18 protein-coding genes are annotated in these 13,531 nt (G+C 70.0%); 9 read left to right on the top strand and 9 right to left on the bottom strand.

What is annotated here, in order from left to right:
* Positions 1–102 precede the first annotated feature (102 nt).
* Entirely contained in the window at positions 103–393 is a 291-nt protein-coding gene (locus tag KGA65_RS03080) for a hypothetical protein (protein WP_225861666.1), read from the bottom strand.
* A 488-nt stretch (positions 394–881) separates the two neighbouring features.
* Between KGA65_RS03080 and KGA65_RS03075 the strand changes: the two genes are divergently transcribed.
* On the top strand, positions 882–1,838 hold the full coding sequence (locus KGA65_RS03075; protein ID WP_445666950.1) for an integron integrase: 957 nt from the start codon (positions 882–884) through the stop codon (positions 1,836–1,838).
* Positions 1,839–1,850: 12 nt separating this feature from the next.
* A complete protein-coding gene (locus tag KGA65_RS03070; RefSeq protein ID WP_225861665.1) occupies positions 1,851–2,087 on the top strand; it encodes a DUF6429 family protein in 237 nt (78 codons plus the stop codon).
* A 253-nt stretch (positions 2,088–2,340) separates the two neighbouring features.
* Here the strand turns inward: KGA65_RS03070 and KGA65_RS03065 are convergent, their stop codons facing one another.
* Genes KGA65_RS03065 through KGA65_RS03050 form a run of 4 tightly spaced genes read right to left on the bottom strand, consistent with a single transcriptional unit; the run spans position 2,341 to position 4,010 of the window.
* Complete coding sequence (locus tag KGA65_RS03065; RefSeq protein ID WP_225861664.1) at positions 2,341–2,682, bottom strand: DMT family transporter; 342 nt, start codon at positions 2,680–2,682, stop codon at positions 2,341–2,343.
* Between the two features lie 23 nt (positions 2,683–2,705).
* A complete protein-coding gene (locus tag KGA65_RS03060) occupies positions 2,706–3,308 on the bottom strand; it encodes a hypothetical protein (protein ID WP_225861663.1) in 603 nt (200 codons plus the stop codon).
* Positions 3,305–3,694: a hypothetical protein gene (locus KGA65_RS03055; RefSeq protein ID WP_225861662.1), complete on the bottom strand. Its 390-nt coding sequence runs from the start codon at positions 3,692–3,694 to the stop codon at positions 3,305–3,307. Before KGA65_RS03055 ends, KGA65_RS03060 begins: the two co-directional genes overlap by 4 nt.
* A 34-nt stretch (positions 3,695–3,728) precedes the next feature.
* Entirely contained in the window at positions 3,729–4,010 is a 282-nt protein-coding gene (locus tag KGA65_RS03050) for a hypothetical protein (protein ID WP_225861661.1), read from the bottom strand.
* 242 nt (positions 4,011–4,252) lie between these two features.
* On the opposite strand from KGA65_RS03050, the gene KGA65_RS03045 reads away from it, so the two are divergent.
* The 4 genes from KGA65_RS03045 (at position 4,253) to yfiB (ending at position 7,076) form a co-directional block, all read left to right on the top strand.
* Positions 4,253–4,630 carry a hypothetical protein gene (locus KGA65_RS03045; RefSeq protein ID WP_225861660.1) on the top strand — a complete coding sequence of 126 codons (378 nt, stop codon included), beginning with the start codon at positions 4,253–4,255 and terminating at the stop codon, positions 4,628–4,630.
* Between the two features lie 131 nt (positions 4,631–4,761).
* Complete coding sequence (gene yfiR / locus KGA65_RS03040) at positions 4,762–5,331, top strand: regulatory sequestration protein YfiR (protein WP_225861659.1); 570 nt, start codon at positions 4,762–4,764, stop codon at positions 5,329–5,331.
* Entirely contained in the window at positions 5,328–6,563 is a 1,236-nt protein-coding gene (dgcN, locus tag KGA65_RS03035; RefSeq protein WP_225861658.1) for a diguanylate cyclase DgcN/YfiN, read from the top strand. Before yfiR ends, dgcN begins: the two co-directional genes overlap by 4 nt.
* A gap of 18 nt (positions 6,564–6,581) precedes the next feature.
* Positions 6,582–7,076, top strand: coding sequence for an outer membrane lipoprotein YfiB (gene yfiB / locus KGA65_RS03030; protein WP_225861657.1), 495 nt, complete (start codon positions 6,582–6,584; stop codon positions 7,074–7,076).
* Positions 7,077–7,097: 21 nt separating this feature from the next.
* Here yfiB and rpe read toward each other — a convergent pair whose 3' ends face one another.
* Entirely contained in the window at positions 7,098–7,781 is a 684-nt protein-coding gene (gene rpe / locus KGA65_RS03025; RefSeq protein ID WP_225861656.1) for a ribulose-phosphate 3-epimerase, read from the bottom strand.
* A 74-nt stretch (positions 7,782–7,855) separates the two neighbouring features.
* On the opposite strand from rpe, the gene apaG reads away from it, so the two are divergent.
* Both apaG and tlpB read left to right on the top strand, forming a co-directional pair.
* Positions 7,856–8,230: a Co2+/Mg2+ efflux facilitator ApaG/CorD gene (gene apaG, locus KGA65_RS03020; RefSeq protein WP_225861655.1), complete on the top strand. Its 375-nt coding sequence runs from the start codon at positions 7,856–7,858 to the stop codon at positions 8,228–8,230.
* Positions 8,230–10,230 carry a transporter-like protein TlpB gene (gene tlpB / locus KGA65_RS03015; protein ID WP_225861654.1) on the top strand — a complete coding sequence of 667 codons (2,001 nt, stop codon included), beginning with the start codon at positions 8,230–8,232 and terminating at the stop codon, positions 10,228–10,230. The genes apaG and tlpB overlap by 1 nt, the downstream gene beginning before the upstream one ends.
* A 6-nt stretch (positions 10,231–10,236) precedes the next feature.
* Here the strand turns inward: tlpB and KGA65_RS03010 are convergent, their stop codons facing one another.
* The gene (locus tag KGA65_RS03010) at positions 10,237–10,377 is read right to left on the bottom strand and encodes a hypothetical protein (RefSeq protein WP_225861653.1); all 141 of its coding nucleotides are present in this window, start codon (positions 10,375–10,377) and stop codon (positions 10,237–10,239) included.
* Between KGA65_RS03010 and mltA the strand changes: the two genes are divergently transcribed.
* Positions 10,376–11,569, top strand: a complete 1,194-nt coding sequence (gene mltA / locus KGA65_RS03005) for a murein transglycosylase A (protein ID WP_255650396.1) — start codon at positions 10,376–10,378, stop codon at positions 11,567–11,569. The two genes, KGA65_RS03010 and mltA, sit on opposite strands and share 2 nt — an antisense overlap.
* A 27-nt stretch (positions 11,570–11,596) precedes the next feature.
* On the opposite strand, the gene KGA65_RS03000 is transcribed toward mltA, so the two are convergent.
* Together KGA65_RS03000 and KGA65_RS02995 are read right to left on the bottom strand one after the other, a co-directional pair.
* Complete coding sequence (locus tag KGA65_RS03000; protein WP_225861652.1) at positions 11,597–12,322, bottom strand: hypothetical protein; 726 nt, start codon at positions 12,320–12,322, stop codon at positions 11,597–11,599.
* On the bottom strand, positions 12,319–13,470 hold the full coding sequence (locus tag KGA65_RS02995; protein WP_225861651.1) for a GGDEF domain-containing protein: 1,152 nt from the start codon (positions 13,468–13,470) through the stop codon (positions 12,319–12,321). Before KGA65_RS02995 ends, KGA65_RS03000 begins: the two co-directional genes overlap by 4 nt.
* Positions 13,471–13,531 lie beyond the last annotated feature (61 nt).

Here is a 13,531-nt window from a genome sequence, read left to right as displayed (position 1 = left end):
CTACCGCCAGCGGGTGCTGCACAACCTCAGTCAGCGGGCCAGCAAGCTCGGCATGAAACTCGTCGCAGCAGAACCCGTCTAAAAAACACCTTTGCAAATCAATCACTTGGTTGGTGTTTCTTGAGAGGCCAATGCTGCAAACAAAAGTGCTGCCAGCGCGAACAGTGCATAAAACATGCCTCCGATGAAAAAAAGACCTGTAGCGGTAAACACGCGCTGACCATCACGCTTAAACGATAGAGCGCCTGCGGGACTGTGAATGCGGCCTTCAGAACTACTGAGTTGCTCGCCGCGCCAGCGGCCAAAACTGGCAGCCGATACGACTGCTTTACCCGTGAAGATCATCGCGACCTCCAAAACAGCCCCAAGGAGTGCTGCAATGGCCTCTCCCATATTTGCTCCCTAACGTGTTGTATACGGCACTGAGTGACGGATAACACCGGACCGAGCCGCATAACAAAGTTGGAGAGCCCTCCGACAAGCACTTGATCGAATTGACATTTTTGGCCTGCACCGGGATGTAACAGCGGCGTATTCAGCCGGCAAAAGCGGCAGCGCGGACGGTGCTGCCACCGGTGCCTTGTACGGTGTTGACGCATAACATCGACCGGCGCCGCATAACAAGCCGCGCCAACGTCACGCCAAGTCCCTGTTCCAGCACGCTTCCTCCCCTGGTTGACTGGATGTTCATCCAGTACTAAATTGGCCGCAAAAGCGGCTCTCTGTCGGTTGATTCTGGCGAGGCCCGATGGTCTTGCCAAGGGAGGCTGGACATGCACGAGCACGGGCATCCCCCTCGGGTTGGGGATCTATCGGCAGGCCTTCGTGTCTTGCGAACGGCCAAGCCATCCTCCGTCTGCGCAGAACGACCCGCACCGCGCTTGTTGGATCAGGTGCGCCGCCAAGTGCGTGTGTTGCACTACAGCCTTCGCACCGAGCAGGCTTATGTGTACTGGTGCAAGGCCTTCATCCGCTTCCATGAACTGCGGCACCCGCTGCAGATGGGAGGCGATGAGGTGTCCGCCTTTCTCAGCCACTTGGCGGTCGAGCGGCAGGTGGCCCCCTCGACGCACCGTCAGGCCTTGTCCGCGCTGCTGTTTCTATACGGCAAGGTCCTGGGGCAACAGCTGCCATGGATGGATGACATCGGGCGCCCTGTGCCCAAGCGACGCTTGCCGGTGGTGCTCTCGCGCGACGAGGTCGGGGAGGTGTTGAACCGACTCACTGGAACCCACCAGCTGTTGGCCCAGCTGCTCTATGGAACCGGCTTGCGCATCAGCGAGGCCCTTCAGCTGCGCGTCAAGGATCTTGACTTTGGACAAGGGGCCTTGTACGTGCGCTCTGGCAAGGGCGACAAGGACCGAGTGGTGATGCTACCCAAGGTCCTGGTTCCCGGCCTGCGTCAGCAGTTGGCAGAGGTGCGTGAGATCTGGCTGTCCGATGTGTCCGCCGGGCAAGCGGGTGTCGAGATGCCGCATGCGCTGGATCGCAAGTACCCCAGGGCGGGCCAGAGCCTGGCCTGGTTCTGGGTCTTTCCACAGGACCATCATTCGGTTGATCCACGCAGCGGCGTGGTGCGCCGCCACCACCTGTATGACCAGACCTTCCAGAGAGCCTTCAAACGGGCGCTCACGGCTTCGAACATTGCCAAGGCCGCCACGCCCCATACGCTGCGGCACAGCTTTGCGACCCATTTGCTGCAGTCCGGCAGCGACATCCGCACGGTGCAGGAACTGCTGGGCCATGCCGACGTTGCCACAACGATGATCTACACCCATGTGCTGAAGGTGGGTGGGGCAGGAGCGCGTAGCCCCTTGGACTCACTCATGTTGCCTTGACGGGAGACGCCGATGCCTTTGGACCCGGATCGCATTGATGACGCCGTTCTGGCTCTGCTGCTGTTGGGGCTGCATGACGGGGACAGGGTCTGGAAATCGTTCGACTGGGAAGCGCTGAACCGCCTGCACGCGCGAGGGCTCATCAGCAACCCGGTGGGCAAGGCACAGTCGGTGGTCATCACGGCACAAGGCAAGGAACAAGCCCAGGCGCTGCTCGATGCGCTGTTCGGTGCCGAGCGTCGACCTTAGCAGTGGCACATTGATGGATGGGCTGAGAGCATGGTCGGGTGGGGTGTCTCATGGCCTGCGTTTGGTGACCGCTCGTGCCGAGAGCGGACCTTCAAGCAGCAAACATGAATAGCTGCAATCAGTCTGAAGCTGCCCATCGCCCCTGAGCGTACAGCTGTGCAGCACTTGTCCCCCCGTCGCCCATGCGGACCAAGCTCACGCCAAATGGCCATGCGCCATCACGGGCCATGTGGACGGCGTGGCCGTGACGGAATCAGTGCGCGACCGACTTGGAAAATCCATTCACGAGCACGACACCGGCGATGATGAACCCGAGGCCCACCAGAGCCACCGTGTCGAGCGTCTGTCGGAAGACCAGGTACCCGACGGCCGAGATCAGGACGATGCCCATCCCGCTCCAGATCGCGTAGGCCAAACCGATCGGGATCGTCTTGAGCGCCAGCGACAGCAGGTAGAAGGCGCTGATGTAGCAGCCCGCCATCAGCGCCGTCGGAATCACCTTGGTGAATTGCGCCGACTTCTGCAGAAAAGTCGTGCCAATGACTTCAAAGATGATGGCCGCGCCCAGAGCGGCGTAGCTGGCGATGGAACCCATGCTTTCCTCCGGTTGGCACGGCATTACGCGTTCGTCGTCGACGGCCCCTCCGCCGCCGCGGGCTCAGCCGGCGATGGCGCCGCCGGTGCCGGAGCCGGAGCCGGAGCCGGCCGCCGCTTCGCCAGCCACTGCTGAACCCAGCCGCCCAGCCAGAGCAGGGTCACCGGGTCCTGGGCCTGGACCCAGAGCCAGGCGGCCGCCCGGCCGGGCCAGGTGCGGGTGCGCCGCTTCAGCCAGCGGCCGAGCCAATGGCGCCCGACCACCACCCCGGCGCCGGCGGCTGCAGCGGCCCCCAGCGCCAGCCCCGGGTGCCGCCGCACCCAGGGCAGCACGACGGTGCGGGTTTCTGCCAGCCCTTGGCGCGCCCACGTCGCCACCGGCTGCCGCGCCCACCAAGCTTCCAGCATGGGCACCAGCACGGCCCCCTGGGGCAGGCTGAGCAGCCGGCGCCGCCAGTGGCGCCAGGCCGCGCGCAGGCGGCGCCCGCCCAGGCCGACCTGGGCCGGGTTGCTTGGCTCGGCCGGGTCCATCACGGCGGCCCGCAGCTGGGCCCGTGAACGGGCCAGCCGGTCGAGCGCCTGTTGTTTGGGGCTGAGCGGCGCGGTCTCGGGGGCGGTCGACGTCATGCCTGGGCCGCCTCGCGCCAGAGCGCCTGGTCCAGCGCCCACTGGGCCTGCAACGCCGTCCAGTCCAGGGTCACCACCATCCGGGCCTGCCACCCGGCCAGACCGGCGGCCAGCAGCAGCAGAGCCCCCGGCACGGCGACCAGCGCCCAAGGGGCCGGCATGCTCGCCAGCGGCAGGGCTGCCGCCAAAAGGGCGGCCACGCCGCCCAGACCCAGCCCCGCCAAGGCCAGCGCGGCCGCCAGCACTTGCACCAGCAGCCGCCGGCGCCACTGGCGCACCGCCTCGCGAAGCTCCGCCGACGCCAGTGCCGCATAGGCCCCAGCGTGCTCCGTCAACATCTCCGGGCGGCTGGCGAGCACACCGAGCAGCGGGTGGATCAACGCCATGACAGCCTGCAGCAGCGAAACGGGGCCGGTCCGTTCAAGCTTGGCGGCGCGAGCGCAGCAGCCAGCCCATCAGCCCGGTCACCGCCGCCCCGGCAGCAGCGGCCAATAGCAGGGACTTGACCGGCTCGTCGCGGACATAGGCACGGACCCGGCAGCTGGTGTCCTCGAGCTGTTGCCGGGCACGCTGGGTGACATCACGGGCCTGATCGAGGACCTGGTAGGCCAGGCCGCGACCGTCGTCGACCACGCGTTCAGCACAATCAACGGCACGCCCGATGAGCGGCTCGGGGGAAGCAGAGACATTCTGTTCAGTCATCGCCTGGCTCCTGAATCTTGAGGAAGAGTGTGGCACACCAGTGTCGCCACCGCAGCCCACCCACAAGGCAGGCCATGGCCGCATCCGCGCGTCGGCCAAGGCGCCAGGCGACCGTAGGACACCCACTCGCTCGCGTACGCCAAGATGAGGCCCGTGAAAAGAAGGGGCAAGTTCCTACACACACCGAGGAACCATCCAGACACGATGCGCCTCTATCCTTCCAACAAGAACAACGCTCCGTGATGAGTCCTCTCGTGCAGCCACCGTCTTCCACCGCGCGTGACGCGGCGCCCCCTGTGGTCCTGGCACTGGACGCCATTCCCACCGCCCCCGATGCCACCATCGCCGGAGAGCTGGACATGGCCTTCAGCACCCACCTGTCCGTGGTCGTGAACGCCCAGCTGGAGTTCGCCGGCGGGCAGCCCCCGATGGAGGTGGCGCTGGTGGTGCCCCGCACCCATTGCCTGCACGGGCAACCGCTGCTGTCGGCCCTGATGGACGCGGCCCGCATCGCCATCGACCGCAACACCCATGCCTGGCAGGCCGATGGTCGGCGGCCCAGCAGTCTGACCCTCCAGGTGAACCAGCGCCGCTACGCGCTGTACGCCTTCCCGGTCTGAGGGCCGGGGCGCCGCCGGGTTGGCGATTTTCCAACACCGGCCGCCACTAGCGCACACGCCGGGCGAGCACGGTCAGGCGGCGCCGCACCGCCCCGGCAGAGCGGGCCCCGCCCCGCACACAATCGGCGGCGATGTGCCGCCTGCCCGCCACCCCCCACCTCCGCCGAGCCGCTCTGGCACGCCTGGTCTGGGGCCTGCTGGCCGGCGGCCTGGGCCTGCCTGGGCGGGCCGCCCCGGCGGTGGCGGCGGCCGATTCCGAGTGGAGCGCCCCGGAGGTGGTCGCCCGCATCCTGCACTACACCCGCTGGCCGGGTGAGCCGCGCCCCCTCACTGTCTGCATCACCCGCCAGAGCGAGGGCGCGACGGCCCTGCTGCAACGCCTGCAGGCGGCGGATGCCGGCCGGGCCCTGACCACCCTGGCGATCGACGCCGACCAGCCGCTCCCGCCGGCCTGTGATGTGGTGTTCTTCGACGGTTGGAGCCTCACCGGCCAGCAGGCGGCGCTGCGGCGCCTGGCCAACCGGCCGGTGCTGACGATCGGCCGCGGTGCCGAGTTCTGCAGCGATGGCGGCCTGTTCTGCCTGGAATCCCGCCCCGGCGGCACCCGGTTTGAGGTCAACCTGGATGCGGTGGCCCGCAGCGGCCTGCGCATCCACCCCCAGGTGCTGCGCCTGGCCCAGCCGCCCCGGAGCGCCGGATGAGCGCGGCGCCGTCGCTCAGCCTGCGCCGCGTGGTGCGGCGTGCCCAGGTCCGCGTGGCGATGGTGGCCACGCTGGTGGTGGCCACCCTGCTGGCCGGGGCCTCGGCCCTGCTGCTGCGCCTGGCCGAGCAGCACAGCCTGGACCTGGTGGCCCGCTCGATGGCCTATTCGGTCGACGCGGCGGTGATGTTCCGCGATGCCACGGCCGCCCAGGAGCTGCTGGACGAGATGGCCCGCAGCGAAAACCTGCTGGACGCCCAGCTGCTGCTGCCCGATGGCCGGCCCCTGGCCCAGCACCGCCGCGCGGCCCCCGACACCCTGGCCGACCGGCTGGCGGCGAGCCTGCCGGGTCTGCGCGCGGTGCAGCCGGTGCAGGAAAACGACCAGGTCATCGGCACGCTGCTGCTGCAGTCGGATGCCGGCTGGCTGCTGAAGTCTGCCGGTTGGGCCCTGCTGGGCGTGCTGGCCGGCGCCGCCGCCACCGCGGTCGGCATCGCCCGTGCCTCCCACGAACTGCAGCGCCTGGTCGGGACCCCGCTGCTGGCCCTGAGCACCCGCACGCAGACCATCCGGGCCCAGCGCCGTTTCGACCTGCGCGTGCCGCTGGACGGCGCGACCGAGATCCAGGCGCTGGGGCAGGATGTCAATGCGCTGCTGGCCCAGGTGCAGCAGCAGCAAAACGACCTGCGCCAGCGCCATGCCGCCCTGCAGAGCGCACACGATCAGTTGGCCGACCAGAGCCGGCGCGATGCGCTGACCGGCGTCGCCAACCGGGCCTGGTTCGAACAGCAGCTGGCCGCCGCCATCGACCGGGCGCAGGCGCACCAGGAGCGCCTGGCGGTGCTGTTCATCGACGTGGACGACTTCAAGCGGGTCAACGACCGGTACGGCCACGAGGCGGGCGACCGGGTGCTGACGGCCCTGGCCAGCCGGCTGCGCAGCAGCGTGCGTGAACACGACCTGGTGGGCCGCCTGGGCGGCGACGAGTTCGTCGTGCTGATCGACCCGCTGCGCCAGCCCGAGGACGCCCAGGCACTGGTGCGCCAGCTCTCACGCACGGTGGCGGCGCCGCTGGAACCGGACCTGGCAGAGGGTCTGCCGACCCGGCAGTTGCCTGAGCTCAGCATCGGCGCCGCGATCTTCCCCGACGACGGCGACAGCGTCGATGCCTTGCTGCGAGAGGCCGACCGGCAGATGTACCGCCGCAAGTCGACACCCCGCAGCCGCCCCTGACGCCATGAGAGTGTGCCCATGAACCGCATCTGTCTTTCCCGCCGAGCCTGGCTGCTCGCGCTGCCCAGTCTGGCCACCGGTTGCCAGACCCCGTCACAGCCGTCCCACCCCATGCCGCGCGAGGCGCGCCTGCGGGCACTGGGCTTCGAGCCCGGCGACGAGGGCTGGAGCCTGAACCTGTCCGCCCGGATGCTGTTCGGCTTCGACGCCGACGCGCTGGACGCGCCCCAGCGCCAGCAGCTGATGGACCTGGGTCGGGAGCTGGCCGCGCTGGGCATCGCCAGCGTGCGCATCGAAGGCCACACCGACCAGACCGGCTCCAGCGTCTACAACCTGCGGCTGGCGCAGCGCCGGGCCGAGGCGGTGGCGGCGGTGCTCAAGGACTCGGCGCTGGGCACCGCCCGCTTCACGGTGCGCGGCCTGGGCAAGGAAAAACTGGTCTGTACCGACGACACCGACGCCTGCCGGGCGCAGAACCGGCGTGTGGTGTTGATCGTGCCGGCCGGGGAGTGAGCCGGGACCGGGGAACCGGCCTCAGCGGGCCAGTTCGGCCCGCATCGCGTCGATGACGCTGCGGTAGTCGGTCTTGCCGAAGATCGCGCTGCCGGCCACGAAGGTGTCGGCGCCCGCGTCGGCGATGCGGCGGATGTTGTCCACCTTCACGCCGCCATCCACCTCCAGGCGGATGTCGCGCCCGCTGGCGTCGATGATCTGGCGCGCCTTCTCCAGCTTGCGCAGGGCCGAGTCGATGAAGCTCTGCCCGCCAAAGCCGGGGTTCACGCTCATGATCAGCACCAGGTCGACCTTGTCGATCACCCATTCCAGCACATCCAGCGGCTCGGCCGGGTTGAACACCAGACCGGCCTGCTTGCCCTCGGCCTTGATCAGCTGCAGCGTGCGGTCCACGTGGGTGGATGCGTCCGGGTGGAAGCTGACCAGGTCGGCCCCGGCCTGACAGAAAGCCTGGGCCAGCGCGTCCACCGGCTGCACCATCAGGTGCACGTCGATCGGCGCGGGCGTGCCGTCCGCCTTCACCGCATGCTTGCGCAACGCCTGGCAGACCATCGGCCCGAAGGTCAGGTTGGGAACGTAATGGTTGTCCATCACGTCAAAGTGGATCCAGTCGGCCCCCGCGGCCAGCACGGCGCGGACCTCCTCGCCCAGGCGGGCAAAGTCGGCGGACAGGATGCTGGGGGCGATACGGTAGGTGGGGGCCATGATGCACAGGCCCGTGCCCGGGCCAAAAACCGTGAAAACTCTCTATTTTACGGAGCCTTGCTAGGATCAACGCCATGACGCCAGCCCAGTTCACCTGCTCGATCGTGACGCACTACCTGCCCGAGCAGTCGTCGGCGGCCGAAGGCCGCTACGCCTTCACCTACACCATCACCATCCGCAACACCGGCCCGGTGACGGGACAACTGGTGGCCCGACGCTGGATCATCACCGACAGCCACGGCCACACCGAGGAGGTGCGCGGCCTGGCGGTGGTGGGCCACCAGCCCCTGCTGCGGCCCGGCGAGCAATTCGAATACACCAGCTGGACCCAGATCGCCACCCCGCAGGGGCGGATGGAAGGCACCTTCTTCTGCATCAGCGAGGATGCGCACTGGTTCGACACCCCGGTCGGTCCGTTCGAGCTGGCCCAGGCCAGGGCCCTGCATTGATGGCGCGCATCCGCTGGGATCTGACCGCGCTGCTGAACGCCGCCCAGGCCCCGACCAACCGGGTGGAGCGCCACCTGTGGCTGGTGCACCTGCTGGAATGGCTGCGCCATGACAGCGAGGAGCCCGCACCATCGATCGAGCCGGTGGCCGCCAGCACCCCCTGGCCGGTGCGGCGCCTGCGCCACCTGCTCAATGTGCTGGACCGCCATCCGGCGCACCGCGCCCGCGTCTCGGCCCTGCTGCGCCAGACCCTGTCCGAGCTGGACGCCCCGGGCCTGCTGGCCGATTTCGGCTTTGCACCGCGCCATGGCTTCTTCAGCGAGCTGGCCGACCGCCTGCGCCTGAACTTCCTGCCTGGCACGCCCGAGACCGGCGACCTGGGCGAGCTGTTCCTGCTGATCTTCGATGACGAGCGTGACCCGGAATGGATCGCCGCCATCGACGAGCGCACGCTGCGCCGCCTGCTGGCCCTGTGCGCCGAGGACCCGGCCCGCCTGCCCTGGCAGAACGCACTGATCGAGTCGATCGAGCTGCTGGTCAGCCAGATCCGCGCCAGCGCGCTGTCCTCCGCCCTGCGCCAGCGCATGGAGCCGGCCCGGCTGGCCGACCGGCCCTTCCACCAGGTGGTCGAGGCCGCCGCCGCGCTGCGGCAGGACCTGGCCGACGGAGCCAGCCCGACACAGATCCAGCAACGCGCCCAGTACCTGCGCGCGGTGCTGGCAGCCTGCCTGGAGGCGGCCGCCAGTGTGCGGGGCCACCTGGACGAGTACGGCATTTCGGTCGACCTGGTGTTCCAGCTCGACCAGCTGCGGGCCCGGGCCGACCGGGTGGAGGACCTGCTGGCCTGCCTGGTCAGCCCCGACCCGCTGCCCGACCTGCGCCACCTGCTGCTGGAACTGGCCCGCGCCAGTGCCGAGCGGCGCAGCGTGCGGGCGCTGTTCACCCAGCACTACGCCCTGCTGGCCCGCAAGGTGACCGAGCGCAGCGCAGACACGGGCGAGCACTACATCACCCGCGACCGCGACGAGTACCGCCACATGGTGGGCATGGCGCTGGGCGGCGGCGGCGTGATCGGCTTCACCACGCTGATCAAGTTCGCCATCACCGCGCTGGCCCTGCCGGTGTTCTGGAACGGGCTGGGCGCCGGGCTGAACTACGCGCTGAGCTTCGTCGTCGTGCACCTGCTGCACTGGACGGTGGCCACCAAGCAGCCGGCCATGACGGCCCCCAGCCTGGCGCGCCGGCTCGAAGGCATTGCCAGCAGCGACGTGGCGCTGGGCCGCTTCGTCGACGAGGTGGCCAACCTGCTGCGCTCCCAGACGGCGGGCATCCTGGGCAACCTGGTCGCGGTGGCGCCGGTGGTGCTGCTGCTGCAAGGGCTGTCGTGGTGGCTGGGTGGCCAGCCCCTGATCGGCCAGGCCCAGGCCCACTACGTGCTGCACAGCACCACGCTGCTGGGGCCCACCGCGCTGTTCGCGGCCTTCACCGGCGTGCTGCTGTTCGCCTCCAGCCTGATCGCCGGCTGGGTGGAGAACTGGTTCGTCTTCCACCGGCTGGACAGCGCGATCGCCTGGAACCCGCGCTCCATCGCGCTGCTGGGCGAGACCCGCGCCCAGCGCTGGGCCCTCTGGTGGCGGGACAACATCTCCGGCCTGGCCGCCAATGTGTCGCTGGGCCTGATGCTGGGCCTGGTGCCGGCCCTGGCGGCCTTCTTCGGCCTGCCGCTGGAGGTGCGCCACGTCACGCTGTCCACCGGCCAGATCGCGGCCGCGCTGGGCACGCTGGGCCTGCCGGTGCTGCGCGAAGCCGCCTTCTGGTGGTGCGTGGCGGCCATCCCGGTCACCGCGCTGCTCAACCTGGGCGTCAGCTTCGCGCTGGCCTTCCGGGTGGCGATGGTGTCGCAGGGCCTGAAACTTCAGGACCGCGGGCGGATCTACCAGGCCTTGCGCCAGCGCTGGCGCGAGGCCCCGGGCAGCTTTTTCTTCCCGCCCCGGGGGTGACAATGCTCACGGGGCGTCCGAAGGCGCATCCGGCGGCACGTCGTCGTCGGCCGGCGCATCCTGCCGGCGCCGCGAACCCATCGTCCACCACACCATGAAGACCAAGAGCCCGGCCGCGATCAGGGCTTCCAGCAGCAACCATCCCATGTCGTCTCCTGTCCGCCGCAGTGCCGGCATTGCGCCATTGTGGGCCGCCCCGGCCCGCCTGGCATCCTGCCTGAGCAGCCTGGCCGGCGCCGCCCTGCTGGCCAGCTGCAGCCACGTGCCCCTTGAACCCACGGTGCCCGCGCCAACCCCGGCACCGGCCCACCCCGCCGTGCAACCGGCCCCCGCCGGCACGCTGGAGCGCAGCCATGCCCGCTGGGTGCCGGCCAGCTTCGGTGAACTGCCCGGCTGGAGCCAGGACCGGGCGCTGGAGCTCTGGCCGGCACTGCAGCGCGGCTGCCAGACCCCGCTGTCGAGCTGGGCCCGGGTCTGCGCCGGCGTGCGCCAGACCCAGCCGGCCGACGATGCCGCTGCCCGCGCCTGGCTGGAACAGCACCTGAAGGTCTACCGCGTCGAGTCGCCCGAAGGCGATCCCACCGGCTTGGTGACCGGCTACTTCGAGCCGCTGGTGGCGGCCAGCCGCCGGCCCAGCGCCACCCAGCGGGTGCCGCTCTACCAGGCGCCGCCCGACCTGGCCTGGCGCAAGCCCTACTGGACCCGCCAGCAGATCGAGACCCAACCGGCCGCGCAAACGGCTCTGAAGGGACGCGAGATCGCCTGGGTCGAGGACCCGCTGGATGCGCTGGTGCTGCAGATCCAGGGCTCGGGCCGGCTGCAGATGACCGAGGCCGATGGCCGCCAGCGCCTGGTGCGGCTGGCCTTTGCCGGCCACAACGGCCAGCCCTACAAGTCCGTCGGCCGCTGGCTGATCGACCAGGGTGAGCTCAAGCCGGGCGAGGCCTCCTGGCCGGGCATCAAGGACTGGGCCCGGCGCAACCCGCGGCGGGTGCAGGAGATGCTGTGGCAGAACCCGCGCTACGTGTTCTTCCGCGAGGAGCCGCTGCCCGACCCCAGCCTGGGGCCCAAGGGCGCGCAGGCGGTGCCGCTGACGCCCGGCCGCTCGGTGGCGGTGGACCCGGCCTCGGTGCCGTATGGCACGCCGGTCTGGCTGGACACGACCGAGCCGCTGTCCACCCGGCCGCTGCAGCGCCTGGTGATGGCACAGGACACCGGCAGCGCCATCACCGGCGCGGTGCGGGTCGACTATTTCTGGGGCTGGGGCGACGAGGCCGAGACCCAGGCCGGCCGCATGAAGCAGCCACTGCGCATGTGGGTGCTCTGGCCGCGCTCCTGATCCAGCCGCCCCGCCGGCTCAACCGGTTCAGGGGCGGGTGATGCGCACCTCGAGCCAGCGCAGCTCGGCCGTGCCGGCGCCACCGACATCGCGGGTGCTGGTGACCACGTCGCCGTGCCGGCCCACCGGCGGGCTGGCGGCCCACTGCCCCAACGGGGTCCAGCGGCCCAGCGGCAGCAGCAGCTCGCCTTCGCCTTCCAGCACGCGCGGCGGCGCCTCGGCGACATCGCCATCCAGCGCCTGCGGCAGGCGCAGGCCATAGAACAGATTCACCGGCTGTTGGCCGCCGGCCCAGCGGGGCTGCAGTGTCAGCTGGGCCGTGTCGGGCTGCCAGTCGCTGCGGCCGCGCAGCTCCGCCTGCCCGGACGCCTGCGCTGCCGAGGTGGCCGTGGTGCCGCTGTCGGTGCGCCAGCGCCATTCGGTGGAGGTCACCGGCCGCCAGCGGGTCAGCGCCACCCGGGCCTGGGTGCCATTGCGCACCGTCACCACCGGCAGCGTGCCTTCCGGGGAGAGCGGATCGGCCGGCGCCGGCGCACTGCGCCAGACCTGCCCGGGCCCGTGCGAGTCGACGCGGCGGCCATCGCTGCGCACGATGACCGTGCCAGGCGCCACGGCAGGGCCCGGCTCCTGCCGCCAGCGCAGCTCAATGCGCAGGTTGACGGTCGGTGTTCCGGCCGCCAGCGCCGGCCACCCGATGGCCAGCAGCGCAGCCCCCAACAGGCTGCGCCGACGCAGCGCCTGGTCCTTCCTCACAGCGTGTTCTCCTCGTGGGACGGCTGCCCCATGCCCGGCCCGGCGGCCAGTTCGGTGCGGTTGCGGCCCGTGGCCTTGGCCAGGTACATCGCCCGGTCCGCCGCCTCGATGGCCTCCTCGAGCCGGTCCATCTGGTAGCAGGCCGAGACCCCGGCCGAAAACGTCATCCGCGCGCCGCGCCAGCCACTGTCCGGCGGGCGGGCCGCCAGACGGGCGCGGATGCGCTCGGCGCAGCGCCAGGCCTCCTCCAGGCCGGAACGCGGCAGCATCAGCAAAAACTCCTCGCCGCCCCAGCGCGACAGCACATCGCCCGCCCGCACCTCGGACAGGGCCACCTCGGCAAAGCGCTGCAGCACCCGGTCGCCCGCGGCATGGCCCAGGGTGTCGTTGATCTGCTTGAAATGATCCAGGTCGAACAGCACCAGGGCCAGCGGCTGGTGGTGCCGCTCGATCTCGCGCGCGGCGATCGTCATCTGCTGCAGCATGGCCCGCCGGTTGGTCAGGCCGGTCAGCCCGTCCCGGGTGGCCAGCTCCTGGTTGCGCGCCAGCGCCAGCTTCAGATCGGCGGCCTGCTCGCGCAGGCGGTCGCGCATGCGCCCCAGCCGCACGGAGATGGCGACCACCCCGGTGAAGACGATGCCCGCGAACATCAGGTGGACCAGGTCCAGCTTGAGGTCCGGGTGGCCCGGCTGCGACCAGGCCCGCCAGGCAATGCCCAGCGCCAGCATCAGGAAGCCCAGCCCCGCCATGCGCCGCCCTTCGTGGGGCGGCAGGCCGAACTGGCCGAACATCAGGATGACCAGCATCAGCACCAGGATGCTGCCCCGGGCCGGCCCGCTGATCAGGTAGGCCCAGGTGGAGGCCACCATGCCGAACACCATCTGCGGCCGGGTCAGCGAAGGCTCCGCCATGCGCAGGTTGGCCCCCGAGCGGATCAGCCCATAGAACAACAGGCTGCCGCCCAGGCCGAACAGGGTGAGCGGCAGGTCATGCGCCTCGCTCACCATGCCCAGGGCCACCTCGACCTGCAACACCACGGCGAAAGCCAGGTAGAGCCCCAGCGCCAGCAGCGACTGGGACGCCCGCACGCGCTGCGGGCCTTGAGGGCCCAGCAAGGTATCGAAAAAGTTCGCCGCGGAAAGGTTCATCGTCTCAATGGGTTCGTCAGACACGCGCAGCCACTGAAGCCCTGTCACTGTCCATTCTGTG

This window comes from Ideonella benzenivorans, assembly GCF_020387415.1.
GTDB lineage: Bacteria > Pseudomonadota > Gammaproteobacteria > Burkholderiales > Burkholderiaceae_C > Ideonella > Ideonella benzenivorans.
Note: the sequence above shows the minus strand (reverse complement) of the source record. Positions and strands in the feature narration are given on the sequence as shown.